This window comes from Rahnella sp. EDr1-12, from assembly GCF_049206505.1.
GTDB lineage: Bacteria > Pseudomonadota > Gammaproteobacteria > Enterobacterales > Enterobacteriaceae > Rahnella > Rahnella rivi.
Map to the genome: position 1 here is coordinate 2,027,579 of NZ_JBLZNY010000001.1, position 22,627 is coordinate 2,050,205.

Below are 22,627 nucleotides of genomic sequence, written 5' to 3' on the forward strand. Positions count from 1 at the left end.
CGGGGAATTTGCTACGGTCACGCAATTCAGTAAACGGGGTTAAGTAAATGTCCGAGGTCGGGTTGAATAATCTGCGGCTGCGCCAGTTCAATAAACAGGTGCTGATGACGCTGCTTTACCGTGAGAAAAATGCCAGTAAATCCACGCTGGCCAGGCTTTCCCGTCTGTCGATCCCGGCGGTCAGCAAGATCCTCGACGATCTGCAACGTGACGGATTGATCATCCACAGTCCGGTGAATTTACACACGCGCGGGCTGGGTGGCGGCAGTTATCAGATAGCCACTGACGGCAGCGCCGTGCTGTGCCTGAATATCACGCCTTACCGCATCGAAAGTATTCTGGTCAGCAGGCTGGTTTTGCCGCTGAGTGGATATCAGATGACGGAAATTTCAGTCAAAACGCCGGATGCGCTGCTGGCGCAAATCGAAGCCTGCTTTCATCAGTACCGGAAAAACTATCCCGGCCTGAAAATCCGGCTGGCGCTGGCGATCCACGGTCAGGTCAATCCGACCACCGGCGTGTCACAGCGGATGCCGCAGGCGCCCTGGACCGGTGAAATTGAGATTAAATATCTGCTGGAAGAAAAGCTGCAAACCGACATCCTGATGGATAACGATTGCATCATGCTGGCGCTGGCGGAGAAATGGCAAAATACTAATAATCATCAGGATTTTTGCGTGATCAATGTCGATTACGGCATTGGTTCCTCTTTCGTAATCAACGACAAAATCTATCGCGGCAATCTGTTTGGCAGCGGACAGATTGGGCATACCATCGTTGATCCTCACGGCGACCGTTGCGCCTGCGGGCGGTATGGTTGCCTCGAAACACTGGCGTCATTGTCGGCATTAAAGAAAAAAGCACGTCTGCTCGAGCCTGCGGACTCTTTCACCCGCACGCCCTCAACGCAGGAACTGATCGACCGCTATCATCAGGGCGAAAGCGCCATTTGCGAACAGGTGATGGAAGGCGCCCGCGCACTGGGATTGAGCCTGTATAACTTCCTCAACATTCTGAATATCAATCACATTTATCTTTATGGTCGCAGTTGCGGTTTTGGCGATGCCTGGCTGAAAACCGTCTGCGCACAAAGCGGCCTCAATCCTTTTGACCGTACCGATCATGTCAAAACTCAGGCGACGCATATTGCACCGGGCACGCTGAGCCGGGAGCAGCAAATTATGGGCATTGGCTATCTGTATGTGGAAAAGGCACTGGACGCGATGGCGGGCTGAACGGCGCATAATTCGTCGATTTGGCCGAAGCATGATAAAATCAAAGATGGCCGCATGATGTGGCTTATCGACCCCCATCTGCGCTCAGAGAACGTTGCTATGACCCTGAATAATCCGGAAAAATTACTTTCACAAGCTGAAGAACTTTGCCAGCAGCGCAATGTTCGCCTTACCCCGCAGCGGCTGGAAGTACTGCGTCTGATGGCGCAACAACCCGGTGCGATCAGCGCCTATGATTTACTGGATCTGTTGCGTGTCAGCGAGCCACAGGCTAAACCGCCCACCGTTTACCGGGCGCTGGATTTCCTGCTGGAACAGGGCTTTATTCATCGGGTCGAGTCAGCCAACAGTTATGTGCTGTGCCACCATTTCGAAGAGCCGAGCCACACCTCTGCGCTGTTTATCTGCGATCGCTGCGGGCTGGTAACAGAAAAAACCACTGACGGCATCGAAGAACGCTTAGCGAAACTGGCACTGGATTCGGGTTTTGAACTGCGTCATTCCGTGGTCGAAGCGCATGGCTTGTGCGGCGACTGCAAGGTCGTTGAAACCTGCGAGAGCCACGATCACTGCGATCACGATCATTCAATTGTGGTGAAGAAACGCTGATGGGTCGGGTTTAAAGCGGAGTTTATAGCGGAAGGTCATTAGCGGGTGAAATGTTCGGGTAATGGACGTTTTGCACAAGTTTATACAGTGAAGCAGTTGGGTACATCCGTGTACCCGTATCCTGAAGCGTTCCGGGTAGGAGCAGCTAAATCTCAGGATACGTCACTGACACGCGAGGGGGAGTCGCGCTTTACCAGTGATATTTGTTGCTTGATTCCCAATCTTTGAGCTCTTTTTCGGCCTGATCTTTCTGATAGCCGTAACGCTCCTGAATCTTCCCTACCAGCTGATCGCGTTTACCTTCAACGACAGTCAGGTCATCATCGGTCAGCTTGCCCCATTTTTCTTTTACTTTGCCTTTAAACTGCTTCCAGTTACCGTCGGCTTGGTCCTTATTCATAAAATATCTCCTGTTACCTTAGGGTTGTGGAGCTGCGGATTACCGCTGCAGCTCGGGCTTAACACTTTAAAGGTTAGTAGAGAATTTCGATTTATCCTGCCATCGGAGGGATAAAAACCATTATTAGGATTATTCCAAAGCACGATATAACGGCAACCCGCGATTACCCACCGTTTGAAAAGCCCGCTAATTCAGTGAACTGACGATGAAAACCAGCTGTCGCGCTGCCAGTAGCGGTGCCATATCCAGCCCAGTGCAATACCACGTAATCCGAGGAACACCGTCAGCGCCAGCCAAAGCGCGTGGTTACCCAATATTGGCAAAGTGAACAGCGTCAGCCCGTACCCCAGCGCGGCAACCGCCATACTGTTACGCATATCCCTTCCGCGCGTGGCGCCGATAAACATCCCGTCGAGCAGATAACACCACACCGCCACCAGCGGCAGAACAATCTGCCAGCCAAGATAACGATCGGCCAGCTGGCGCAGCTCCGGTAACGACGTCAGCGCATTGATAATCTGTTCACCGGTCAGCGCGTATATCAGTGCAAATGCCAGAGCGACCAGCCCGGCCTGACGGCATGCGGCACGCCAGACATTGAGCAATTTTTCGCGATTGCGGGCGCCAAACGCCTCACCTGAATGGGCTTCAATGGCGTAAGCAAAACCGTCGAGCGCAAAAGCGGTGAAGGTCAGAAGATTCATCAACACGGCATTGACCGCCACAATATGGCTGCCCAGACGCGCCCCCAGAATGGTCAGTGAGGCAAAGCAAAGTTGAAGAAGCAGTGAGCGCAGCATAATGTCGCGGTTAAGACTTAACAGCCGCCGCAGATCACCGCGCCAGGCAGAGGTTAACAGCGCAGGGCTGATGCCCCGGCGCTGCATCACGCGCCAGACCAAAAACAATCCGATAAACAGCGTAAAATATTCTGAGCAGGCCGTGGCCGTGGCGGCACCACGGACATTCCAGCCAAGCCCTATCACCAGCCAAAGATCCAACACGATGTTCAGCAGATTACCGGCAATCAGCAGCATTACCGGCCCGCGCACGTACTGGATACCAAGCAGCCAGCCCAAAATCACCAGATTTGCCAGAGACGCAGGGGCGCTGTACCAGCGGATCTCCAGAAAAAGCCGCGCCTGTTCAAGCACAGACTGGCTCCCGCCGACGATGTGAAAAGCGCCTTCCATCAGAGGGTGGCGGAAAAGCAAGATCACCACACCGGCGAGCACGGCCAGAAGAAAGGGTTGTACGAACGCGCGGGCCAGCAACAGGTTGTCTTGCGCTCCGAGCGCCTGAGCGGTCATACCGGTGGTACTCATGCGCAGAAAGAGCAGCATCATAAACAGGAAGGTGGTGATCATCGAACCGACCGCAACGCCGCCAAGATAGTCGGGGCTGTCGAGATGACCGATCACTGCCGTATCCACTAACCCCAGCAACGGCACGGTGATATTGGAAAAAATCATCGGTAGCGCGAGCATCCAGAGGGCTTTATCGGTCGGGCTCAAAAAGGTGTGTTTTAGCTTTTGAAGAAGGGAATGTTGTTGCATAGAGAATCTCATGCCGGAGGTTCGGGATATGCCTGTAAATGACATCGCCCCGAGAGGGGCGACGAGATGAAACGTTAAAGCTTAGCGGTATGTCAGAGGCGGCTCACGACCCGCAAATCAAAAACATGACCCTTTGGATCAACAATTTGACCCAGTCATTCGAGTTACATCAAGGCGGCAACTGAACGAACGTCGGGGGCATACACAAGTATGTGACCAGGGTTCGCGAAGGCAGCCAACACAGAGATAGCCCGAAGTACGAAGGTTAAATCCAGTCGCCGTTGCGAATAACGCCTACGGCCAACCCTTCAATACTGAAATTCTGCTCACGTAAATCCACCACGATAGGCTGGAACTCGCTGTTTTCCGGCAATAACTGCACCACGCTGCCCTGTTTTTTCAGGCGTTTCACGGTGACTTCATCATCAATACGGGCTACGACAACCTGACCATTACGCACGTCCTGCGTTTTATGAACAGCCAGTAAATCGCCGTCGAGGATACCGATATCACGCATCGACATACCGCTGACACGCAGCAGGAAATCGGCGCTCGGCTTAAACATCGCCGGATCAACCTGATAATGCCCTTCGATATGTTGCTGAGCGAGCAGAGGTTCACCGGCGGCAACGCGGCCGATCAGCGGTAAACCTTCTTCTTCTTCCATCAGCAGACGAATACCGCGTGACGCGCCGGAAACAATCTCGATCACGCCTTTACGTGCCAGCGCTTTCAGATGTTCTTCCGCAGCATTCGGGGAACGGAACCCAAGACGAGCGGCAATCTCCGCGCGGGTTGGTGGCATACCCGTGGTGGAGATATGATCGCGAATCAGGTCATAGACCTCTTGTTGTCTGGTCGTTAAAGCTTTCATTCCGCCCCCTGGTTGTTTATACAGTCTAGCTGTGAGTATATACAGCTAAACGGGCAATGAAAACCTAAGATTGAATAAAAACAGTGCATAAGCACGATTACTGGAAGACAGATTCCAAATCAGAACCATCGCGGCCAAAAGATGCTGACCCAGACAAAAATCGCCAATATGATGGTGAGCAGTACGGCAGCCGAGCCAATATCTTTTGCACGGCCAGAAAGAACGTGGAACTCAGGTCCGATGCGGTCAATCGCACATTCCACGGCGCTGTTGAGCAGTTCGACCACGCAAACCAGCACCACTGAGCCTATGAGTAAGATGCGTTCAATGCTGCTGACATCGAACCAGAAAGAGAGAAAAATTAACGGGATAGCAGCGCTGGCTTCCTGACGAAAGGCAGCTTCATTCTGCCATGCCGCTTTCAGCCCTTTCCATGAGTAACCGGCTGCTTTATAAATTCGGGTAAATCCAGTGACTTGGTTCGCCATTCTGTTACTGATCCTTGAGGGGTTGTCCTTCGGGTGTTTGATGCATTTTAGCGGTTTAATGGTATCTCATCACCACAGATCTCATTTGAGCTTTCTGGTATCCTTGCGGCGAAATGGCTAACAAGAGGCTTCACGTTTTTATGTCAGGTTGGCGTAGACTTTATTACACATTATTGAATTTACCGCTTTCGATGCTGGTAAAGAGCAAAGTCATACCTACAGATCCGGTTACCGAGTTGCACTTAGACCCGACGCGCCCGATCCTGTACGTATTACCTTATAACTCCAAAGCAGATTTGCTGACCCTGCGTGCGCAGTGTCTCGCCCAGAATTTGCCCGATCCCCTGATCCCGCTGGATATCGACGGAACGCTGCTGCCAAGCCACGTGTTTATCGCGGAAGGCCCGCGCGTGTTCTCGTATTACACGCCGAAGCAGGAATCCGTAAAGCTGTTCCATGACTATCTGGACCTGCACCGCAATAACCCGGAATTAGACATTCAGATGTTGCCGGTGTCGGTGATGTTCGGTCGGGCACCAGGCCGTGAAGGTCAGGACACGCCGCATCTGCGCGTGCTGAACGGGATCCAGAAATTCTTCGCCGTATTGTGGCTGGGCCGCGACAGTTTTGTCCGTTTCTCCAATACCGTTTCGTTGCGCTACATGGCGACCGAGCACGGGACGGATAAAACCATCGCGCAGAAACTGGCCCGCGTAGCGCGTATGCACTTCTCCCGTCTGCGTCTGGCGGCCGTCGGTCCTCGTCTTCCTGCCCGTCAGGATTTGTTCAATAAGCTGCTGGCCTCTAAAGCCATCGAAAAAGCGATTGAAGACGAAGCGCGCAGCAAGAAAATTTCTCATGAAAAAGCCCAGCAAAACGCTATCGCACTGATGGAGGAAATTGCCGCAAACTTCTCTTATGAAGCCGTGCGCCTTTCTGACCGCGTGCTGAGCTGGACGTGGAACCGCCTGTATAAGGGCATCAACGTCAACAATGCCGAGCGCGTACGCCAGTTAGCGCAAGACGGACAGGAAATCGTGTATGTGCCCTGCCACCGCAGCCACATGGATTACCTGCTGTTGTCTTACGTGCTTTATCACCAGGGGCTGGTGCCACCGCACATTGCTGCCGGTATCAACCTGAATTTCTGGCCAGCCGGCCCGATTTTCCGCCGTCTGGGCGCGTTCTTCATTCGCCGTACCTTTAAAGGCAACAAACTGTATTCGACCGTTTTCCGCGAATATCTGGGCGAACTGTTCAGCCGCGGTTATTCAGTCGAATATTTTGTGGAAGGGGGCCGTTCACGCACCGGACGCCTGCTGGAGCCAAAAACAGGTACGCTGGCAATGACCATTCAGGCCATGCTGCGCGGCGGTTCACGTCCGATTACGCTGGTGCCGATTTACATCGGTTACGAGCACGTGATGGAAGTGGGCACTTACGCCAAAGAGTTGCGCGGCGCGACCAAAGAAAAAGAGAGCCTGACCCAGATGCTCAATGGCCTGCGTAAACTGCGCAACCTCGGCCAGGGTTATGTGAACTTCGGCGAGCCGCTGCATCTGACCACTTATCTGAACCAGAACGTACCAACCTGGCGTGAAGCGATCGACCCTATTGAAGCGCAACGTCCGAGCTGGCTGACGCCAACGGTGCAGGATCTGGCTGAGCAGATTATGGTGCGTATCAACAACTCAGCGGCGGCTAACGCCATGAACCTGTGTTGCACCGCGCTGCTGGCATCGCGTCAGCGCTCACTGACCCGCGAACAGCTGACCGAACAGATCGACTGTTATCTGCAATTGCTGCGCAATGTGCCGTATAACGCGGATTCGACCGTGCCTGATCTGACCGCTAATCAGTTGCTCGATCACGCGCTGAACATGAACAAGTTCCAGGTCGAAAAAGATAACATTGGCGACATCATCGTTCTGCCGCGTGAACAGGCCGTGCTGATGACGTATTACCGCAACAACATCCATCATATGCTGGTGTTGCCGTCGCTGATTTCGAGCATTGTGATGCACCATCGTCAGGTTAGCCGCGCGGAATTACTGCGTCAGGTTGAGCTGATTTATCCGATGCTGAAAGCTGAACTGTTTATGCATTTCGACAAAGCCGAGCTGCCGCAGGTGCTGGATGTGCTGACGCTTGAGCTGGCACGTCAGCAGATTATTCATCTGGAAGATGATGAGTTATCGCTGAACCCGGCGCGTATCCGCACGCTGCAACTGCTGGCTGCGGGTGTGCGTGAAACGCTGCAACGTTATGCGATCACCTTCTCCCTGCTCACCACGAATCCAAGCATCAACCGTGGTGCGCTGGAAAAAGAGAGCCGGATTATGGCTCAGCGCCTGTCGGTGCTGCACGGCATCAATGCCCCTGAGTTCTTCGATAAAGCCGTCTTCTCGACGCTGGTCGGCACTCTGCGCGCAGAAGGCTATATCAGCGACAGCGGGGATGCGATTCAGGAACAAACGCGTGAGATTTACATCATGCTGAGTGACCTGATGACGCCGGATATCAAACTCACTATCGAGAGCGCCGGTATGCCTTCAGAGCTGCCACAGCCAACGGAACCTCCGGCTGAGCCTAAGATGGATGTGCGCGACACTGACCACTGATCGCCCGCAGTAACGCGATGAATGGCAGAAAACAAAACGCCCGGACTCTGTAAAAGTCCGGGCGTTTTTTATGCGCGCTCTTCTGGCTGAAAACTTAGAAAGTGAACGCCTGCAGGCTCATCAGAATACCGAGGAACAGCACCAGGCCCACGTAGTTATTCTGGCGGAAGGCCAGAAAACAGGCGTCACGCTCACGTTTGGCAATCAACTTTTGCTGATGGACAAACAGCGCAGCGGCCAGCAGCAGCGACCAGTAGAATGGCGCGCCAAGCTGTGAAAGATGCCCGACAACGGCCATCAGAACCAGCGTCGCCAGTTGCAGCAATCCGATAATCAGCGTGTCAAAACGACCAAACAGAATTGCCGTGGATTTCACACCGATTTTCACATCATCATCGCGATCAACCATCGCATATTGCGTGTCGTAGGCCACCGTCCAGCAGATATTCGCAAGGAATAATAACCAGCAGCTCAGCGGTAGCGTCTCACTGACGGCGGCGTACCCCATCGGGATCGCCCAGCCAAAAGCCGCACCCAATACAAACTGCGGTAAATGGCTGACACGCTTCATGAACGGATACACCCACGCCAGCGCCAGCCCGGCCAGAGATAACAATATCGTCATGCGGTTGAGCAGCAGAACCAGCAGGAAAGACACCAGCACCAGCCCGACAAACAACATTTTGGCCTGCATACTGCTGATAGTCCCGCTCGGCAGCGGGCGGTTGGCAGTGCGTTTGACGTGGCCGTCGATTTTGCGATCGGCGTAATCATTCACCACACAGCCGGCGGCGCGCATGAAGAAGACCCCAAGCACAAACACCACGAGAATTTTAGCCGAAGGCATGCCGCCACCGGCCAGCCACAGCGCCCACAACGTCGGCCACAGCAGCAACAGCGAACCGATGGGCTTATCAATACGCATCAGACGGCAATAATCACGCCAGGTACCCTGCGGCATACTTGCGGACACTCTCTGTTCTCCTTGTTGATTAGTTTGGGTCATGTCCCGCTCACTTTGCCCTCTGGGCGGTGAACCGGTGAATCTGGCAGGAAGATTTCCGTCAGCAGCAGCGGTTTATCAGAAAGGCGCAGACGCGAGCGGCGCGCCCACAGATCGCCCCGCTCACTCTGTAACTGCCCGAGATGAATGTAATCGCGGGTCAGATTATTGCCGCTAAACAGGTAGCGTCCAAGCGGCACGGTGCCGAGATCAACCAGCGCCAAATCCGGCCCGGTCAGTGTCTCTTCGGGGATCACGGTGCGTCCGAGCAACCACGGCTCGGCATCACCGAACAGCACAATTTCCCGAACCCAGTAACGGGCGCTTTCCGGGAGTTGCTGCGCTTCACTTTCGCCAAGCTCTGCGCGGGTCACAAAACACTCATTTTGAGGTTTAACGGTGACAGTAACACCCTGTTTTTCAAAGCGACGGGTCATGGATCCCATTTCCATCAGCCAGTCAGCAACATCCGCAGGGACATCTGTCGGGTCGTTAAACCAGTGAATCGGGGGTTGTGCAGGGGAATGGGAATCAGACATCAACGGCTCCGTAATGGAGGTATTCATACCTCCAATGAATTATCTGCCTCGTATTCTAACGCATGAATGCGAGGCAGTAATCGCATCATTTTACTCGCGGCGCAGACGCTCACTGTTGGCCAGGAACAGCGTCACAACCAGAACCAAAATCGCGCAGGCGTAAACCAGCGTGTCATAAGGACTTTTGTGGTCAACAATAATCAGGCGGATAATTGCCGTGATGCCGATATAAATAAAATAGCGCAACGGGAAGTGATAGCCCGATGAAAAATACTTGATAATCAGCGCGATAAACTCGAAATAGAGGAAGTAAATGACAATCCCCTCTATCAGAAGATATGACGATGACTGATCGTTATTCACGAACAGTACCATTGCCAGATGATAGGTTTCGCGCCCGATAAAAATCATCAGGATCGCCGCCAGCCCTAATAAAAAAACGTTCAAAATTCGCTGCATGATGACCGATATCATCGTTGCACGTTTTGATCCTGCCATGTGATCTACATCCCACTTTTGTTATTAATACCCGCAGAATACCACAGAGTCCGCACAGTAAAAGCGGCATTAAAAAAGGGTCAGCCTGTTACGGCTAACCCTTTTATTTTGGCGGACTTTAGCGATTTACGACTTTGCTAAAGACTTATGCACGCCAGTTTTTGAAGCGGTTGATCAGACCATTGGTTGAACTGTCATGGCCGGTCACGTCTTTGTCGCCTTCCAGCTCTGGCAGAATACGGTTTGCCAGCTGTTTGCCCAGTTCTACGCCCCATTGGTCGAAGGTGTAGATGTTCAGGATAGCGCCCTGAGTAAAGATTTTGTGCTCGTACATCGCGATCAACGCACCCAGGCTGTATGGCGTGATTTCACGCAGCAGGATGGAGTTGGTCGGACGGTTACCTTCGAACACTTTAAACGGCGCGACGTGTTTAACGTCTTCCGGTTTTTTACCCTGGTCGGCGAATTCTTTCTCAACCACGTCCAGAGATTTACCAAATGCCAGCGCTTCTGTCTGAGCAAAGAAGTTAGACAGCAGTTTCGCGTGATGATCGCTCAGCGCGTTGTGGCTGACAGCCGGCGCGATGAAGTCACAAGGAATGATTTTGGTACCCTGGTGGATCAGCTGATAGAACGCGTGCTGACCATTGGTACCCGGCTCACCCCAGATGATCGGGCCTGTCTGGTAATCCACCGGGTTGCCGTTACGGTCAACGAATTTACCGTTAGATTCCATGTTGCCTTGCTGGAAGTACGCCGCAAAACGGTGCATGTACTGATCGTATGGCAGGATGGCTTCGGTTTCAGTGCCGTAGAAATCGTTGTACCAGATACCGATCAGCGCCAGCAGAACCGGCAGGTTTTTCTCTGCAGGGGTATTGGCGAAGTGGTTATCCATCGCGTGAGCACCGCTCAGCAGTTGTTCGAAGTTTTCGAAACCTACGGACAATGCGATAGACAGGCCGATTGCAGACCACAGAGAGTAACGGCCGCCGACCCAGTCCCAGAATTCGAACATGTTGTCGGTGTCGATACCAAACTCACCCACAGCTTTGCCGTTGGTAGACAGCGCCGCGAAGTGTTTCGCCACGTGTTTATCATCGCCCGCCGTTTTCAGGAACCAGTCACGCGCGCTGTGGGCGTTGGTCATGGTTTCTTGCGTGGTGAAGGTTTTTGACGCCACCAGGAACAGCGTGGTTTCCGGCGACAGGTCTTTCAGCGTTTCGGCGATGTGCGTGCCGTCAACGTTGGAGACGAAATGCATATTCAGATGGTTTTTGTAAGGGCGCAGCGCTTCGGTCACCATGAACGGGCCGAGGTCAGAACCGCCGATACCGATGTTCACGATGTCAGTGATCGCTTTACCGGTATAGCCTTTCCAGTCGCCACCGATTACGCGCTCGGTGAAGCCTTTGATCTTCGCCAGCACGGCGTTCACTTCCGGCATGACATCTTTGCCATCGACCACAATCGGCGTGTTGCTGCGGTTACGCAGGGCAACGTGCAGAACAGCGCGGTCTTCGGTGCGGTTGATCTTCTCGCCAGAGAACATCGATTTGATTGCACCCTGAAGATCAGTCTCTTTGGCCAGGGCTTGCAGCTTATCCAGAGTTTCTGAAGTGATGCGGTTTTTAGAGAAATCGACCAACATCTGGTCTTCAAAAGTGGCAGAGAACTTCGAGAAACGATCACCATCTTCAGCAAACAGATGGCTAATCTGCACATCTTTCATCGTGTCGAAATGCTGCTGCAGGGCTTGCCAGGCAGCGGTCTGAGTTGGATTGATATTTTTCATAGCAATGCTCTTAGGCTGAGAATAAATATGAGGTAACTGTCCCGATTGTATCCTGAACTTCCCGAGATGAGATGCCTTTTCTTGCGATAGGCCAGATCTGTGGATTCACAATGACTGAGAACAATATTAGATGACAATCGCTCAAAATGTGGCGCGCTAAGCCGTCAGACCGTTGACAGACGCGCCATAACCCGTTATTCCTAAGCACCTAACTTACGCATAGCTTATCCCCGAAATCATTCACGTCGCCGGGGTATGCGTGAGCCAGAAGAGGCGCGTCGCCCAGGCAGTGTACCGGAGGAGCCGAAATCCTGCGAAGGTGCATCAGGGGGAGCGGCGCCGAGGTCAGATGCTGACGGCAGGCAGACGATCGACCACAGGGGCTGAATCCTCTGGGTTGTCACCGACATACCCGAAAAAGGGTATTGGCATGGTGGGGCGCTTCTGGGTGTATCGTAGTATCTCTACGTCTGCCCCCGTTTCCCGCTCTCCCCTTGTGCCAATTCTTATGGATTAGCTGGCTGTCACGATGTTGATGGCCCGGACATGAGGTTTTACATGAATTACGCAGCATCCCGCAACGCCAACCCACAGCCTTTTGGCAGCGTCATCGTCGCCAAATTCGGCGGTACCAGCGTGGCGGATTTCGACGCGATGAACCGCAGCGCAGACATCGTTCTTGCGCGCCCTGAAGTTCGTCTGGTCGTTCTCTCCGCCTCTGCGGGCGTCACCAATTTATTAGTCGAGCTGGCCGTCGGTAAAGAAACCGAGCGCCGCGTGTTCCTGCTTGATGAAATCCGCCGTATCCAGAATGCCATTATTGATCGTCTCGATAACCCCACGGTTATTCGTGAAGAAATTGGCCGCATGCTGGAAAATATTGCGATGCTGTCAGAAGCGGCGAGCCTCGCGACGTCCACCGCGCTGACCGACGAACTGGTCAGCCACGGCGAACTGATGTCCACCCTGCTGTTTGTTGAAATCGTACGCCAGCGCAACGTGCCCGTGGAATGGTTTGATGTGCGTAAAGTCATGCGCACCAGCGACCATTTCGGCCGCGCAGAGCCGGACACGCAGGCGCTCACCGACCTGACCCTTCAGCAATTGCAGCCACGTTTACAGAATGCGCTGGTGATCACCCAGGGCTTTATCGGCTCGGAAGGCAAAGGCCGCACCACCACGCTGGGCCGTGGCGGCAGCGATTACACCGCCGCATTGCTGGGCGAAGCGCTGGGGGCTGTGCGCGTCGATATCTGGACTGACGTACCGGGTATTTACACCACTGACCCGCGTCTGGTTCCGGCGGCAAAACGTATAGATCGTATTGCGTTTGAAGAAGCGGCGGAAATGGCGACCTTCGGCGCCAAAGTTCTGCACCCGGCCACCTTGCTGCCTGCGGTACGTCGCGGCATTCCGGTGTTTGTCGGCTCCAGCAAAGATCCTTCGGGCGGCGGCACTCTGGTGTGTGATACCTCCGATAACCCGCCGCTGTTCCGTGCCATTGCCCTGCGTCGCCGGCAGACGCTGGTGACACTGCACAGCCTGAGCATGTTGCATTCACGCGGTTTCCTCGCCGACGTGTTTGGTATTCTGGCGCGCCACAATATTTCCGTTGATTTGATCACCACCTCTGAGGTCAGCGTGGCGCTGACCCTCGACACCACCGGCTCGACGTCTTCTGATGCCAGCCTGCTGACCACGTCGTTGCTGACTGAACTGTCGTCACTGTGTCGTGTTGAAGTGGAAGAGAATCTGGCGCTGATCGCCATTATCGGCAACAAACTGTCGCAGGCCTGCGGCGTGGGCAAAGAAGTGTTCGGTGTATTGGATCCGTTCAATATCCGCATGATTTGTTACGGCGCGAGCAGCTATAACCTGTGCTTCCTGGTGCCGGGCAGCGATGCCGATCAGGTCGTTAAAACTCTGCACCGCAACCTATTCGAACAATAACGGGCGCGGTATCTGAGAAGACCGGGCCTTGTGCCCGGTCTTTTTTTTGTCGGTACTTTTGCAAAACAACAAAGACAAGGATCATCCTCAATGTTAGCCATAATCACCCGCCTGTTTCCGCTGTGGGCCGTGCTGTTATCCGTCGCGGCCTATTTTTCGCCGACCACCTTCACGCCTATCGGCCCCCATGTGTCTACCCTGCTGATGCTGATTATGTTCGCGATGGGCGTCACCCTTGAATTCGGGGATTTCAAACGCGTCCTTTCCCGCCCCGGCCCGGTAGCCGCCGCCACCTTCCTGCATTATCTGATCATGCCGCTGGCGGCCTGGGTACTGGCAAAACTGTTCCACATGCCCGCGGATTTATCTGCCGGCATGATTCTGGTAGGCAGCGTTGCCAGCGGTACGGCATCCAACGTGATGATTTATCTGGCGAAAGGTGACGTCGCGCTTTCCGTGACCATTTCTGCGGTTTCCACGCTGGTCGGCGTTTTCGCCACGCCACTGCTGACGCGCTTATATGTGGATACGCACATCAAAGTGGATGTGGAAGGCATGTTGCTGAGCATTTTGCAGATCGTGGTTATCCCGATTTTGGCCGGCCTTATCATTCATCATCTGTTCACGAAAATCGTGAAACGCATCGAACCGCTGCTGCCGCTGTTTTCCATGGTGTGCATCATCGCCATCATCAGCGCCGTAGTGGCCGGAAGTCAGGGCTTTATCGGTTCCGTAGGTTTAGTGGTGATTGTGGCGGTGATTCTGCACAACGGTATCGGTCTGCTGAGCGGGTACTGGGGCGGGAAGCTGTTTGGCTTTGACGAAACCACCTGCCGCACGCTGGCGATGGAAGTCGGTATGCAGAACTCGGGTTTGGCCGCGACGCTCGGGAAAATGTACTTCTCCCCGCTGGCCGCGTTGCCAGGCGCCCTGTTCTCGGTCTGGCATAACCTGTCAGGTTCGTTGCTGGCCGGTTACTGGTCGGGTAAACCGGTCAAAAAAGACTGATTTCAGACGCTTAAAAGAGCAATAAAAAACGGGCGCCTTCCTCAGCGCCCGTTTTTTTTACTCATGAAAGCGGATATTAAACCCGTTTCATCTCATCATTCGGTTCACGCTGTTCATCTTCCTGCTCGTCCTGATCCAGCACGTTATACGCGACCGCACAGAACAACGAATTCAGACGCTTCATGTCGCCCAGCAGGCCAAGGTGCAGCGAACTGGTTTCGATACTCTGCACGTTATGCTGATGCAGGCGGTCAACGTGCGCGTGCGCATAACGGCGGTCGAGAATACGGAAACGATGTTTAGAACGGCGCAGACGACGGGCGCTGGTCAGGTCATTCGACAGGAACACCCCGAGGCTCAGGCGCAGGTTATCCAGCAGTTTTTCGTGCAGCGCGTCCAGTTCCACCAGCCCTTCAGGGGAAAATGCGCGGCGTGTGGCATGAGATTTCGCCGTAATATCGCCGGTCATGCGTTCGATAATATCGCCCGCCTGCTCCAGGTTGAGCGCCATTTCGATGATTTCAGCCCAGCGGCGTGAATCCTCTTCGCCCAGCCCTTCTTTGTTGATTTGCGCCAGATAAAGTTTGATGGCGGTGTACAGCACGTCCACATCGTCATCGAGACGGCGCACTTCGCGATCCTGTGCCAGTTTGCCGTGCATAACTTCCCGGTTGAGGATCAGCATGTGTTCCACCACGTCGCCCATGCGCAGGGTTTCGCGGGCGGCATTGGCCAGCGCCAGCGTGGGGGTATCAATCGCACTGACGTCAAGATGGCGCGGGCGCAGGCGCGGATCGTCTTCCGGCACATCAGCAATCATCATCTCGCACACTCTGGCCATCGGCGCGGTCAGTGGCACCATCGCCAGGCAGCGGATCAGGTTGTAGAACATGTGGAAATAGATCACCAGCTCTTCGTCCGGAATGCCCAGCCGCGCCAGTTGCGTCGAGAGCGGCCCGACAAACGGCAGCACAATCACCAGACCAATCAGTTTAAACAGGGTGCTGCCGAGCGCCACGCGGCGGCCCGCCGCATTCATTTTGCTGGCGTTGATCATCGCCAGTAAACCGCTGCCAAGGTTGGCACCGATCACCAGGCACAATGACACTTTCAGGGAAATCACCCCGGTCGCCGTCAGCGTGGCGGTCAGAAGAACGGCTGCCAGACTGGAGTAACTGATGATGGCAAAAACCGCGCCGGTCAGGGCATCGAGCAGCACATCACCGGTCAGCGAGGAGAACAGCACTTTGACGCCCGACGCCTGCATGATCGGCGTCGCCGCGGAAACAATCAGTTCAAGCGCCAGTAAAATCAGCCCAAGACCAATACCGACGCGCCCCATCTGGCCGGCACGGGTTTGTTTACGGCTGAGGAAAAACGCCACGCCGACGAAGATAAACAGCGGAGAAAGCCAGGAGAGATCGAACGTCAGGATACGCGCCATCACGGCGGTACCGACATCCGCACCGAGAATGATCACCAGCGCTGGTGCCAGCGCAACCAGCCCCTGAGAAACGAAGGACGTCACCAGCAGCGCGGTGGCATTACTGCTTTGCACCAGCGCGGTCACACCAATACCGGCCACAAAGGCCAGCGGTTTTTTTTCTACGCTACTGCTCAGCACACGGCGCAAATTGGCGCCGAAAACACGCATGATGCCGGTACGGACGATGTGCGTCCCCCACACCAGCAGGGAGACAGCAGATAACAGATGAAGAAGGGTTAACACGAAAAAACAGCTCCATTAACGCCAGGCATAGACCGGCCATCCTGCCTGCCGGGCGTGCTGGAGCAGGATGGCGTCCGGATTCACTGCATGCGGCTGACCCACTTTGGTCAGTAACGGCAGATCGTTATGAGAATCCGAATAAAAACTGGCTTGTTGCAGCAGGGATGCGTCCTGATTGATGAGTTCCAACAATCGCGAAACCTTGCCCTCGCGATAGGTCATCGTTCCCTGCGTGGCCCCGGTAAAGCGGCCATGCTGAATGTCTACGCCGATCGCCAGCGTTTCCTCAACACCGAGGAAACGGGCGATCGGTCGCACCAGATGCTCACCGGACGCGGAGATAATCACCGTCCGGTCCCCCTGTGCGCGGTGAGTGGCCAGACACTCACGCGCCTGCGCATAAATGCGCGGTGCGATAATTTCTTCTACGTACCGGCCAACCATCGCCGCCACGTCATGTTCACTGCGACCGGTCAGTGGCATCAGGGTACATCGCATGTACTCCTGCATATCCATCTTTCCCACCGCATATTGTTGCATCAGGGCGGCGTCCTGTTGCAGGAAAGCCTGTTTATCGGCCACCCAGCCCTGTGCCACCATATACGCTGACCACAGGCTGGAACAGTCGCCGCTAATCAGGGTTTCATCGAGATCAAACAGCGCCAGTTTCATGCAACTTCCCGTAACGTAACAAGATCTAACTGTAGACCAATATCGCTGCCGTCGGCGCGAAGTGAGGCCACAGAACGGTTTAAAACATCCACAGAAAGCTCCACGCCGTGCGCTAAAACGCGATAGCGCACAACGTTACCGAGCAGGCTGTGGCTGAGGATTTTTGCCGGTATCCCTTCAATCAGTTCGCACATTGTGACCGATTCAGGACGAATGGCGACGCGGCCAGTGTAGGTCATGCCGGTCAGCGCCATCGCCTGTTCAGGGCTCAGCAGATTGTAGCTGCCGATAAAGCCTGCGGCGAACGCATCGACAGGTTCAGTATACAAGGTTTCGGCATCGGCATTTTGGACGATTTGTCCTTTGTTCATGAGCACAATCCGGTCTGACATGGTCAGCGCTTCTTCCTGATCGTGGGTGACAAAGATCGCGGTAAGGTTCATTTCACGCTGTATACGGCGGATTTGTTCACGCAAATGCTTACGGATACGGGCATCGAGCGCCGACAGCGGCTCATCGAGCAGCAACAGACGCGGCTGCGTCACCAGCGATCGCGCCAGCGCCACACGCTGACACTGCCCGCCGGAAAGCTGATGCGGATAACGTTTGGCATAATCGCTCATTTCCACCAGTTCCAGCACCTCGCCGACGCGGCGATGCACTTCAGCAGCGGGCAGTTTCTGCATTTTCAGGCCAAAAGACACGTTAGCCTCGACACTCATATTGGGAAACAACGCATAGCTCTGGAAGACCATGCCGATGCCGCGCTGTTGTGGCGGCAATGGCACAATATCCTGCCCCTGGATCAGAATTTTTCCGCTGTCGACGGAGGTCAGGCCGGCCAGACAGCGCAGCAGCGTTGATTTTCCGCAACCGCTCGGCCCGAGGAGGGTCACAAATTCACCCTCTTCGGCAGAGAAATCAATGTTGTGAAAAATCTGCGTCGGGCCATACGATTTGTTGAGTTGAGTGACCTGCAAATATGACATATCAGCTCTTTCCTTTGTTCAGTATGTTCGCCACCCAGGTAAACATCAGGACGACCATAAAATAGGAGATGACCAGCGCGCTGGTGAAATGGCCGCTGCCATTACGCATGTTGTAAAGATAGACCTGCACCGTTTCATAACGGCTGCCTGCCAGCAGGTTGGCGAACACGAATTCACCAATCAGGAAGGAGAAAGAAAGCAGGACTGCGATCATCCCGCCTTTGCGTAAGTTCGGTAAAACCACCAGCAGCGCCGCTCTCCAGGTGCTGGCTCCCAGCAAATGCGCGGCGTCCATCAGGTCACGCAGGTTGATGGCCTGCATGTTGTTGGAGATGGCGCGATAGATAAACGGCAGCGCGATAGTAAAGTAACAGCCAATCAGGATCCACGGCGTCCCGGTGAGGGGAAAAGGGTCGCCGGAGTAGAGCTGCATCAGACCGACGGAAGACACCACCGGCGGCACCGCAAACGGCAGCAGGATCAGGATATTCATCAGCGCATCGAGCTTAGGGAAATAGTAAGCGATCACAAACATCAGTGGCAGGATCAGCACCAGCGAGAGGAAAAGCGTGCCGAAACACACCAGCAACGAGTGCCAGAGCGCGATAAGAAATCGCGGATCACTCCATAACGCCACCAGCCATTTCAGCGTAAAACCGCTTGGCAAAATCGTCGCGCCCCACTCCTGCACCAGCGCATACACCAGCGTCGCCAGCAGCGGCAACATCAGTAAAATCAGTAAAATCCAGATCACCACACGGTGGTAAATTGCTTCAGACCGCGACATGTTACGTTCCTTTTTCCGGCAATCAGCTGCGCTGACTGAGATAACTTTTACGCAATAACCACTGATGGATCAGCGTGATAAAGGCCATCAGCACCACCAGTAACATCGCCAGCGCACTGCCCATATTGGGGTCGAGGGAAATATCACCGGACACCAGCGCAGCAATTCGCACCGGCACAACGTTGAAATTGCCGGTGGTCAGGGCATACACCGTGGCGTAGGCGCCGAGTGCGTTGGCGAGCAAAATCACGAACGTCCCCATCAGCGCCGGAAACAGTACCGGCATGCCGATGTAGCGCCAGTAACTCCAGCGGCCTGCCCCCAGCAAAGCGGCAGACTCCCGCCAGTCTTCGCGCAGCGCATCAAATGCCGGGTACATCAGCAATACACCGAGCGGGATCTGAAAATAGGTATAGAGAACGATCAGTCCGCTTTTTGAATACAGATTGAAGTTTTCCATCAGCCCGTATTTTTGCAGCAGCAGGGTCAGGCAGCCGTTAAGACCGAGCAGTATCACAAAGGCAAAGGCCAGCGGGACGCCCGCAAAGTTACTGGTCATGTTGGTAAACGACATCACGAAGTCATGCAGCTTTGTCGGGCCGAGCTGGCGAAGTGAGTAACTGCCCACTAACGCAATCAGCAAACCGTAGACGCTTGACCAGATCGAAATATCCAGTGAAAAACGCATGGCCTGCAGATAGAACGGCGAGGTCAGGATGTCGGTGTAATTTCCCAGCCCCCAGGCTTCATAGGTTTCACTGTAAAAGCTGCTGACCGCAATCCAGGTCAGCGGCGCCAGCTGAAAGGCAATGAAGAACACCAGAAATGGCAGCATAAACAGCGCTGCAATCCACTTAGCTTTCATCGGGTATCCTTTAAAAGTGACGGGATTCAGGCCAGTAATGCCGCGCAGTGTGGCTTATCGTGGGCAATATTGAGGATCTGACAGAGGGTTCCGCACAGCTCGGTTTGCAGAGGCGCGGCGTCTTTTAAGCTGAACGCACTGCCGAAAACAAATAACGGCACCTGGCGCTCTTCCGGCAAAATCCCGCCGTGGCTGCGATCGTCGTTCATGCCGTGGTCGGCGGTGACAATGACCTGATAACCCGCATCGAGCCAGTCGCCCAGATAGCGTGACAGGATGCCGTCTGCCGTCCGCGCTTTGTTGCGGTACTGAGGCGTCGACAGACCAAATTTATGCCCGGCGTCGTCAATGTTCATCGGGTGGATCAGCAGGAAATCAGGATCGTGGCGGCGGCGCAGACTCTCGGCATCGTCGAACAAATGCGAATCCGGGTAGACGTCGTCGTAATAAAAATGACCGTGCTGAATAGCCAGCGTGTCATCGCTGGTATGACGGTCCCTCGGCGGGTCGAACGGCGTGCGGTTATACAACTCACTGACCCAGTGATAGGCCGCAGCCGCCGTCGTCAGACCGGCGTCGCGGGCATAATGAAAAATACTGCGCTGTGTGGATAACCGGTCAACCTGATTATTCACAATACCGCTCATCACCGGCGTGATGCCGGTGAGGATGCACTCATACAGTGGCCGGGACAGCGAAGGCAGTGCACATTCCAGCGGATACAAGCGGCCGCGTCCTGCGGCACACTGCGCCTGTAAATACCCCATTGCGTCGTGGCCGACCTGATAATTCAGGCCGTCCAGTACTACCAGAATGCTCTTCATGACACGTTTGCCTTTGGTGCAGGTGTTGTAATGAAAACAATGCTTTCGCTGTTCGCTTTTATTTTATTGATCCCACGCTTACTGCTGCATATTGATCATGACGTTTTCCTGCCACAGGCGAGGCAAGGTTTTAGCGCTCTTATCCCAGGCAGCCGTATCCGCAATCGGATGCGCATTTTTGTACTCGCTCGATGGCAGCAGTTTGGCTTTCACATCATCAGGCAGGGTGATGTGGTCGGCACGGATCGGACGGGCATAACCCTGCGCTAAGTTGATCTGGCCTGCATCAGAGAAGATGTATTCGCGCGCCAGTTTGGCGGCGTTCGGGTGTTTGGCGAATTTGTTGATGATGGTGGTATAGCCGGAAGTGATGGAACCATCGGATGGGATCACCACGTCGAAGCGGGTTTTTTCGATTTTGTCGCGATAGCTCAGACCGTTGAAGTCCCAGACCACACCGACCTGCACTTCACCTTTTTCCAGAGAGGCGATCACCGGGTTAGTCAGGCTCAGACGCCCTGCTTTCGCCAGCTTGCCAAAGTATTCCAGTCCCGGTTTCAGGTTAGTTTCGTTACCGCCCATGGCGTAAGTGGCCGCCAGCACGCCGTTGGCGGCCTGCGCTGCGGTGCTCACATCGCCGATAGTGACTTTGTATTTACTGTTCAGCAGATCGGCCCAGCTGTGCGGCTCATCTTTCACCTGAGATTTATCAATGATGAAAGCAATGGTGCCGGTGTAAGCGAGTGCCCACATACCTTCTTTATCTTTCGCCCAGTCCGGCACCTGATCCCAGGTGGTCGGTTTGTAAGGCTGGGTGACGCCCTTCTGCACGGCTACCGGCCCGAACGCGGCTCCTACGTCGCCAATATCTGCGCTGGCGTTGTCTTTTTCCGCGAGGAATTTGGCGATTTCCTGCGCCGAGCTCATGTCAGTATCGCTGTGTTTGAGGCCATATTTGGTGCTCAAATCACTCCAGGTTCCCTTCCAGTTCGCCCAGTCATCAGGCATACCGACGCTGTTTACAGTTCCTTCAGCTTGCGCCGCTTTCACGAGTTCAGCAGGAGGCTCAGCGGCAAAAGCGGCAGAGGTGGACAATACGAGCGCGCTGGTTAACACAGAAGCGAACAACTGTTTCATAACGGATGCTCCAGATGGTAGTGTGTGAAGTGCTGGTCTAGTCCAGCAAGAACCAAGCCAATCTAACGATCAATTGTGATAATTATATGTCAGCGTGAAAAAGCAGCAGTTTTAAGCTTGCAGCTGTTAACGGGCGCACATTATTTACACAGTAAAGGGTCGGATTGGTGCAAAAACGCACTGAAATGAGGCTTGCTGACCGATGAGTGAATCGCAGACGACCGTTGCCGTGATTAGTAAGGCGTTAAGTGAAAGTATCGCAACGGGGGCATTTTCAGCCGAGGGAAGGCTGCCTTCTGAGCGTGCGCTGAGTGACCACTTTTCCACAACCCGCATCACGCTGCGGGAAGCATTGGGCCAGCTCGAAGCGCAGGGGCTGATTTATCGCGAAGTCCGGCGCGGCTGGTTTGTGTCACCGCCGCGCATTGTTTATAACCCGTTGCAAAGAAGTCATTTTCACGCGATGGCGAAAGATCAGGGGCGCGATGCGCAAACCGAAGTCATTGATGCGAAATATTGCGTTGCCAGTGAGACGGTCTGCCAGAAGCTCCTGTTGCCATCAGGGAGTGAGGTGATTTGTATCCGCCGGTTACGTTATATCGACAAGCGCCCCGTTTTGTATGTCGAGCACTACCTTAATCCGCTGTATTTTCAGGGTATTCTCGACGCTGATCTCACGACATCTCTGACAGATTTATACGCTGCCCGCTATGATATTCATTACGGACGGGTTCGTTTTGATATGGTGCCCACGCTGCTGTCCGAGCAAGCTTCACGTGCGCTGAGAGTCGCCTCCGGCAGTCCGGCGCTGTTTATTACGCGCACCAACCGCGACCAGCACGATCGGGTCATCGACTGCGATCTGGAATACTGGCGCTATGACGCGCTGCACATTGATGTAGAAGTGAATTGATTTCAGTGGGCAAAAACACTGCCGGGATACCCTGAATCATTCGGGATGAATCAAGGCGGCAACTGAAGGAACCCAGTCACTTACTTTAGAAAGTGACTGGGGTTCGTGATGGCAGCCAACGCAAAGTCAGCCTGA

General features: G+C 54.3%; 21 protein-coding genes and 1 riboswitch. Of the genes, 6 read left to right on the forward strand and 15 right to left on the reverse strand.

The features are described from left to right. The first annotated feature begins 47 nt into the window (after positions 1-47). Together ACO0U8_RS09315 and zur are read left to right on the forward strand one after the other, a co-directional pair. Entirely contained in the window at positions 48-1,235 is a 1,188-nt protein-coding gene (locus ACO0U8_RS09315; RefSeq protein WP_421670649.1) for an ROK family transcriptional regulator, read from the forward strand. Between the two features lie 99 nt (positions 1,236-1,334). Next, the gene (zur, locus tag ACO0U8_RS09320; protein WP_056776039.1) at positions 1,335-1,844 is read left to right on the forward strand and encodes a zinc uptake transcriptional repressor Zur; all 510 of its coding nucleotides are present in this window, start codon (positions 1,335-1,337) and stop codon (positions 1,842-1,844) included. 190 nt (positions 1,845-2,034) lie between these two features. Here the strand turns inward: zur and ACO0U8_RS09325 are convergent, their stop codons facing one another. The 4 genes from ACO0U8_RS09325 to ACO0U8_RS09340 all read right to left on the reverse strand — a co-directional run bounded on the left by ACO0U8_RS09325 (position 2,035) and on the right by ACO0U8_RS09340 (position 5,162). Further along, positions 2,035-2,244 carry a CsbD family protein gene (locus ACO0U8_RS09325; RefSeq protein WP_056776037.1) on the reverse strand — a complete coding sequence of 70 codons (210 nt, stop codon included), beginning with the start codon at positions 2,242-2,244 and terminating at the stop codon, positions 2,035-2,037. A 191-nt stretch (positions 2,245-2,435) separates the two neighbouring features. After that, positions 2,436-3,800: an MATE family efflux transporter DinF gene (gene dinF / locus ACO0U8_RS09330; protein ID WP_414071778.1), complete on the reverse strand. Its 1,365-nt coding sequence runs from the start codon at positions 3,798-3,800 to the stop codon at positions 2,436-2,438. Positions 3,801-4,065: 265 nt separating this feature from the next. Continuing rightward, positions 4,066-4,674: a transcriptional repressor LexA gene (lexA, locus tag ACO0U8_RS09335; protein WP_056776034.1), complete on the reverse strand. Its 609-nt coding sequence runs from the start codon at positions 4,672-4,674 to the stop codon at positions 4,066-4,068. Positions 4,675-4,793: 119 nt separating this feature from the next. Beyond that, positions 4,794-5,162: a diacylglycerol kinase gene (locus tag ACO0U8_RS09340; RefSeq protein WP_056776031.1), complete on the reverse strand. Its 369-nt coding sequence runs from the start codon at positions 5,160-5,162 to the stop codon at positions 4,794-4,796. 140 nt (positions 5,163-5,302) lie between these two features. Here ACO0U8_RS09340 and plsB point away from each other — a divergent pair, with 140 nt between their 5' ends. Further along, on the forward strand, positions 5,303-7,783 hold the full coding sequence (plsB, locus tag ACO0U8_RS09345) for a glycerol-3-phosphate 1-O-acyltransferase PlsB (RefSeq protein WP_056776028.1): 2,481 nt from the start codon (positions 5,303-5,305) through the stop codon (positions 7,781-7,783). A gap of 94 nt (positions 7,784-7,877) precedes the next feature. On the opposite strand, the gene ubiA is transcribed toward plsB, so the two are convergent. The 4 genes from ubiA to pgi all read right to left on the reverse strand — a co-directional run bounded on the left by ubiA (position 7,878) and on the right by pgi (position 11,618). Continuing rightward, entirely contained in the window at positions 7,878-8,744 is an 867-nt protein-coding gene (gene ubiA / locus ACO0U8_RS09350; RefSeq protein WP_421670696.1) for a 4-hydroxybenzoate octaprenyltransferase, read from the reverse strand. Between the two features lie 41 nt (positions 8,745-8,785). Next, the gene (gene ubiC, locus ACO0U8_RS09355; RefSeq protein WP_056776024.1) at positions 8,786-9,325 is read right to left on the reverse strand and encodes a chorismate lyase; all 540 of its coding nucleotides are present in this window, start codon (positions 9,323-9,325) and stop codon (positions 8,786-8,788) included. Positions 9,326-9,415: 90 nt separating this feature from the next. Next, on the reverse strand, positions 9,416-9,823 hold the full coding sequence (gene psiE, locus ACO0U8_RS09360; protein WP_056776022.1) for a phosphate-starvation-inducible protein PsiE: 408 nt from the start codon (positions 9,821-9,823) through the stop codon (positions 9,416-9,418). A 145-nt stretch (positions 9,824-9,968) separates the two neighbouring features. After that, on the reverse strand, positions 9,969-11,618 hold the full coding sequence (gene pgi, locus ACO0U8_RS09365; protein ID WP_056776020.1) for a glucose-6-phosphate isomerase: 1,650 nt from the start codon (positions 11,616-11,618) through the stop codon (positions 9,969-9,971). Between the two features lie 260 nt (positions 11,619-11,878). Beyond that, positions 11,879-12,070: riboswitch (Lysine riboswitch) on the forward strand. Between the two features lie 106 nt (positions 12,071-12,176). Between pgi and lysC the strand changes: the two genes are divergently transcribed. Then, positions 12,177-13,568, forward strand: coding sequence for a lysine-sensitive aspartokinase 3 (lysC, locus tag ACO0U8_RS09370; protein ID WP_056776018.1), 1,392 nt, complete (start codon positions 12,177-12,179; stop codon positions 13,566-13,568). A gap of 90 nt (positions 13,569-13,658) precedes the next feature. After that, positions 13,659-14,576, forward strand: a complete 918-nt coding sequence (gene panS / locus ACO0U8_RS09375) for a ketopantoate/pantoate/pantothenate transporter PanS (protein WP_056776016.1) — start codon at positions 13,659-13,661, stop codon at positions 14,574-14,576. A gap of 76 nt (positions 14,577-14,652) precedes the next feature. On the opposite strand, the gene ACO0U8_RS09380 is transcribed toward panS, so the two are convergent. The 7 genes from ACO0U8_RS09380 to ACO0U8_RS09410 all read right to left on the reverse strand — a co-directional run bounded on the left by ACO0U8_RS09380 (position 14,653) and on the right by ACO0U8_RS09410 (position 21,579). Then, positions 14,653-16,305, reverse strand: a complete 1,653-nt coding sequence (locus tag ACO0U8_RS09380) for a Na/Pi cotransporter family protein (protein WP_414071780.1) — start codon at positions 16,303-16,305, stop codon at positions 14,653-14,655. A gap of 15 nt (positions 16,306-16,320) precedes the next feature. After that, positions 16,321-16,977, reverse strand: a complete 657-nt coding sequence (locus tag ACO0U8_RS09385) for an HAD family hydrolase (protein ID WP_183848300.1) — start codon at positions 16,975-16,977, stop codon at positions 16,321-16,323. Next, entirely contained in the window at positions 16,974-17,966 is a 993-nt protein-coding gene (locus ACO0U8_RS09390; protein WP_056776008.1) for an ABC transporter ATP-binding protein, read from the reverse strand. The genes ACO0U8_RS09385 and ACO0U8_RS09390 overlap by 4 nt, the downstream gene beginning before the upstream one ends. 1 nt (position 17,967) lies before the next feature. After that, on the reverse strand, positions 17,968-18,753 hold the full coding sequence (locus tag ACO0U8_RS09395; protein WP_421670650.1) for an ABC transporter permease: 786 nt from the start codon (positions 18,751-18,753) through the stop codon (positions 17,968-17,970). A gap of 22 nt (positions 18,754-18,775) precedes the next feature. Then, positions 18,776-19,618: an ABC transporter permease gene (locus ACO0U8_RS09400; protein WP_421670651.1), complete on the reverse strand. Its 843-nt coding sequence runs from the start codon at positions 19,616-19,618 to the stop codon at positions 18,776-18,778. Between the two features lie 26 nt (positions 19,619-19,644). Beyond that, positions 19,645-20,442 (reverse strand): alkaline phosphatase family protein, encoded by a 798-nt coding sequence (locus tag ACO0U8_RS09405; protein WP_136375663.1) that lies wholly within the window; start codon positions 20,440-20,442, stop codon positions 19,645-19,647. Between the two features lie 78 nt (positions 20,443-20,520). Further along, complete coding sequence (locus tag ACO0U8_RS09410; protein ID WP_421670652.1) at positions 20,521-21,579, reverse strand: ABC transporter substrate-binding protein; 1,059 nt, start codon at positions 21,577-21,579, stop codon at positions 20,521-20,523. A 202-nt stretch (positions 21,580-21,781) separates the two neighbouring features. Here ACO0U8_RS09410 and ACO0U8_RS09415 point away from each other — a divergent pair, with 202 nt between their 5' ends. Beyond that, positions 21,782-22,492, forward strand: a complete 711-nt coding sequence (locus ACO0U8_RS09415; protein ID WP_421670653.1) for a UTRA domain-containing protein — start codon at positions 21,782-21,784, stop codon at positions 22,490-22,492. Positions 22,493-22,627 lie beyond the last annotated feature (135 nt).

Bases quoted from the DNA above. Each gene is read 5' to 3' on its own strand.
- ACO0U8_RS09415 (WP_421670653.1), top strand. From the start codon at position 21,782: ATGAGTGAATCGCAGACGACCGTTGCCGTGATTAGTAAGGCGTTAAGT.
- panS (WP_056776016.1), top strand. From the start codon at position 13,659: ATGTTAGCCATAATCACCCGCCTGTTTCCGCTGTGGGCCGTGCTGTTA.
- ACO0U8_RS09385 (WP_183848300.1), bottom strand. From the start codon at position 16,977: ATGAAACTGGCGCTGTTTGATCTCGATGAAACCCTGATTAGCGGCGAC.
- plsB (WP_056776028.1), top strand. From the start codon at position 5,303: ATGTCAGGTTGGCGTAGACTTTATTACACATTATTGAATTTACCGCTT.
- lexA (WP_056776034.1), bottom strand. From the start codon at position 4,674: ATGAAAGCTTTAACGACCAGACAACAAGAGGTCTATGACCTGATTCGC.
- ACO0U8_RS09315 (WP_421670649.1), top strand. From the start codon at position 48: ATGTCCGAGGTCGGGTTGAATAATCTGCGGCTGCGCCAGTTCAATAAA.
- pgi (WP_056776020.1), bottom strand. From the start codon at position 11,618: ATGAAAAATATCAATCCAACTCAGACCGCTGCCTGGCAAGCCCTGCAG.
- ACO0U8_RS09410 (WP_421670652.1), bottom strand. From the start codon at position 21,579: ATGAAACAGTTGTTCGCTTCTGTGTTAACCAGCGCGCTCGTATTGTCC.
- zur (WP_056776039.1), top strand. From the start codon at position 1,335: ATGACCCTGAATAATCCGGAAAAATTACTTTCACAAGCTGAAGAACTT.
- ubiA (WP_421670696.1), bottom strand. From the start codon at position 8,744: ATGCCGCAGGGTACCTGGCGTGATTATTGCCGTCTGATGCGTATTGAT.
- ACO0U8_RS09400 (WP_421670651.1), bottom strand. From the start codon at position 19,618: ATGAAAGCTAAGTGGATTGCAGCGCTGTTTATGCTGCCATTTCTGGTG.
- ACO0U8_RS09325 (WP_056776037.1), bottom strand. From the start codon at position 2,244: ATGAATAAGGACCAAGCCGACGGTAACTGGAAGCAGTTTAAAGGCAAA.
- ACO0U8_RS09340 (WP_056776031.1), bottom strand. From the start codon at position 5,162: ATGGCGAACCAAGTCACTGGATTTACCCGAATTTATAAAGCAGCCGGT.
- psiE (WP_056776022.1), bottom strand. From the start codon at position 9,823: ATGGCAGGATCAAAACGTGCAACGATGATATCGGTCATCATGCAGCGA.
- lysC (WP_056776018.1), top strand. From the start codon at position 12,177: ATGAATTACGCAGCATCCCGCAACGCCAACCCACAGCCTTTTGGCAGC.
- ACO0U8_RS09395 (WP_421670650.1), bottom strand. From the start codon at position 18,753: ATGTCGCGGTCTGAAGCAATTTACCACCGTGTGGTGATCTGGATTTTA.
- ubiC (WP_056776024.1), bottom strand. From the start codon at position 9,325: ATGTCTGATTCCCATTCCCCTGCACAACCCCCGATTCACTGGTTTAAC.
- ACO0U8_RS09390 (WP_056776008.1), bottom strand. From the start codon at position 17,966: ATGTCATATTTGCAGGTCACTCAACTCAACAAATCGTATGGCCCGACG.
- dinF (WP_414071778.1), bottom strand. From the start codon at position 3,800: ATGCAACAACATTCCCTTCTTCAAAAGCTAAAACACACCTTTTTGAGC.
- ACO0U8_RS09405 (WP_136375663.1), bottom strand. From the start codon at position 20,442: ATGAAGAGCATTCTGGTAGTACTGGACGGCCTGAATTATCAGGTCGGC.